Here is a 2,734-nt window from a genome sequence, read left to right on the forward strand (position 1 = left end):
ATAAAATAGTGGTGCTCATCAAGGTCCTTCTTTCTAATGGATTGTACGGTAACACCATTAAAGACCTTGATGGGTTTTTCTGTCCACTTAAATGTTCAACTTAAATTTTACAATCTGCCTTTTTAAAAGGACCCGCTGAAATCCATTCCAATGCCTTGCATCGACGGATTAATTCTGCGAGGATAGTCTACGTGACTATTTTGATCGGAGCATAATTATGAACAAGAAAATTTTATCCGGTGCCTTCTGGCTTTCCGCCGGGAGCATCGTTTCCCGAATACTGGGAGTAATCTACCTCATCCCCTGGCTGATGATGATGGGCTCCAGTCAGCACATCGCCACCGCCCAGGCACTCTTCAACAGCGCCTACACCCCCTACGCCCTCTTCATCTCATTGGGCACGGCTGGCTTCCCGTCTGCCATCGCGCGCCGGGTCGCTTACTATAACGGCCGCGAGGAATACGGAAAAAGCCGAGAGCTCTTTCGCTCCGGTGCAATTCTAATGGGGATCTCGGGTCTGATCTGTGGGGCCCTGCTTTTTCTCTTGGCACCGCTGATCGCCCGTAACAGCCCGGTTGTCTCCATTCCAGCCGCGACCCGCGCAATCCGCATGGTGGCCCCAGCACTTGTCTTGATTCCATTAATGAGCGTCATGCGGGGCTGGTTCCAGGGCAACCAGGACCTAAAGCCCTTTGGCGTCTCCCAGGTGATTGAGCAGTTTGTCCGGGTTATCTTCATCCTCGGGGCCAGCTACATTGTCATTTTCACCCTCCACCAGCCCTTTCAACTAGCAGTCCAGCTGAGTGTCTTCGCCGCCTTCATCGGTGCGATCGCCGGTTTCGCCTACCTGGGTGGCTATTATCGGCGTCACCCCTACTGCGCCGACGCACCAGCCGCGCCACTGGATCTCGGGCGGACTACCCATCTGATGGCCCTGACCTTCTATGAATCGGTTCCCTTCCTCTTCGTCGGTTCCGGGATTACCCTTGTTCAACTGGTTGACCAGATTTTCTTCAAGCAAATCATGCGCCAGGCCCACTATTCTGCCAGCGCGATCCAGTACATCTACACGCTCTTCTCCGCCAACCCGGCCAAGATCACGGCAATTGTGATTGCTCTGGCAACCGCAGTCTCCGAAACCAGTCTGCCACTGCTGGCGGCCGAAAAGGATCATCTAGCAAAGGTTCAAAAGCTGATCAGCCAAAACCTGGCCTACCTGCTGCTGGTCCTCTTGCCAATCGTCATCATCCTTGCCGCCCTGGCCTACGAGGTCAACCTGGTCTTCTATACCCGGAGCGTCCTCGGTGGAAATTACCTGCGCTTCAACCTGACCCAGAGCCTGCTGATGGCGCTGGGCGTCAACGGGCTGACGATCCTGCAAGCCCTGCGCTACAGCAAAAAGGCAATGCTGTACATGGGCCTTGGCCTGGTCACCAAGATTGTCCTTCAGTACCCGCTGGTCATGCTAGCCAATGGGCGGGGTGCCATCATGGCTACCAACATCGCCTACATCGTTATCTGCTTGCTGACGTACGGCAAGATCGTTCGTCAATTCAAGATCGGGTTAGTCAAGTACTGGCGCATCGTCGCAGTCAACCTGGTCTTCTTGGCAATCGTTGCCCCGCTCTCGCTTGTCGTCAGTCACTTCTATTTGCCGATGGGGAAGGTCAGTGCCTTCATCTTTGCCGCGGTAGTCGGTCTCATCATGCTCGGCATCTACCTGGTCCTGATTGACCTGACTAGTCTGAGCTATCGTCACTTCGGCCGCTACTTCATTTTAAAACGACATTAAAACAAACGGTGATCACCGGAAAAGTTCGATGATCACCGTTTTCTTATTTTTGGTTTTCTTATTTTTGGCGACTCTTAATGTAAAGACTCAGTGGCCAGGCGAGTGCCCCAATGATTAGTGTCGCAAGAGTTGTCTTCTGATTACGTGCGAGCTTCATTTTGAATCTCCCCCTTGTGGATTATTTACATCTCGTCCTTTTCACTGTCGGCAATAAACTCTTTCATCATTTGCTTGTCCTTCATCAAGATCTTTAAGAGACGATTGTTGGCTTTCGTGGGAACAGCCCCCGCTTCATACAGGGCAACCGTCGATGGACTCCAGCCAAGAACATGGGCCAGTTTGCGCTGACTGAGGTGCCAATTAGCCCGAAAGCTTTTAATTTCTGCTGGTGAAACAACCTTATAACGCTTCCGAAACTTTTCTAAAGCCAGCTGAGCAGCTTGGTCATCGAGCCGTTTATCCGCAATGATTTCATGTGACTGGTCATCAAAACGTGCCGGGGCGGTAATAGTAATTTCGTGGCCACGAATATCATAACTATTTGTATAGTCCGCAATGTATGACATTTTCAATCATCTCCTAGTACAGTGCTTCGTGAAAAGAAATGAAAAGAAATGAATAAGACCTGCGTAAAATCATTAATGAATTTGAACTTAAGATAGTATTTTATACCAAATTCAGTTTCGTAAATCCAAACAAACTCATTTGGAAAATTACGATCCTCTTCTTCCTTCACAAAATCATCTATCGTTAAATTTGCAACAATAACTTTTGCTAAGCCTCTTGTAACAGGCGACGCATGGCGAGCTTTTCTTTTTACTAACTAAAACTTGAAAGCAGGAAAGGAGCTTAATCACTTGTTATATCAAGGAACTGGCTATTCAAATTAGTGAATTTTAGACTGCCTGGAGCTGTTTAGCAACGACTTGTGGTAAATGTTTG

General features: G+C 49.3%; 2 protein-coding genes and 1 pseudogene. 1 reads left to right on the plus strand and 2 read right to left on the minus strand.

Annotation, left to right across the window (positions count from 1 at the left end):
- Positions 1 to 217: 217 nt before the first annotated feature.
- A complete protein-coding gene (locus OCT58_RS10135) occupies positions 218 to 1,792 on the plus strand; it encodes a putative polysaccharide biosynthesis protein (protein ID WP_267202708.1) in 1,575 nt (524 codons plus the stop codon).
- A 182-nt stretch (positions 1,793 to 1,974) separates the two neighbouring features.
- Here OCT58_RS10135 and OCT58_RS10140 read toward each other — a convergent pair whose 3' ends face one another.
- Both OCT58_RS10140 and OCT58_RS10145 read right to left on the minus strand, forming a co-directional pair.
- Entirely contained in the window at positions 1,975 to 2,358 is a 384-nt protein-coding gene (locus OCT58_RS10140) for a type II TA system antitoxin MqsA family protein (protein ID WP_267202709.1), read from the minus strand.
- A gap of 2 nt (positions 2,359 to 2,360) precedes the next feature.
- A pseudogene (locus OCT58_RS10145) lies at positions 2,361 to 2,567 on the minus strand (type II toxin-antitoxin system MqsR family toxin); the annotation flags it as partial.
- Positions 2,568 to 2,734 lie beyond the last annotated feature (167 nt).

Source organism: Limosilactobacillus kribbianus (assembly GCF_026413145.1).
GTDB lineage: Bacteria > Bacillota > Bacilli > Lactobacillales > Lactobacillaceae > Limosilactobacillus > Limosilactobacillus kribbianus.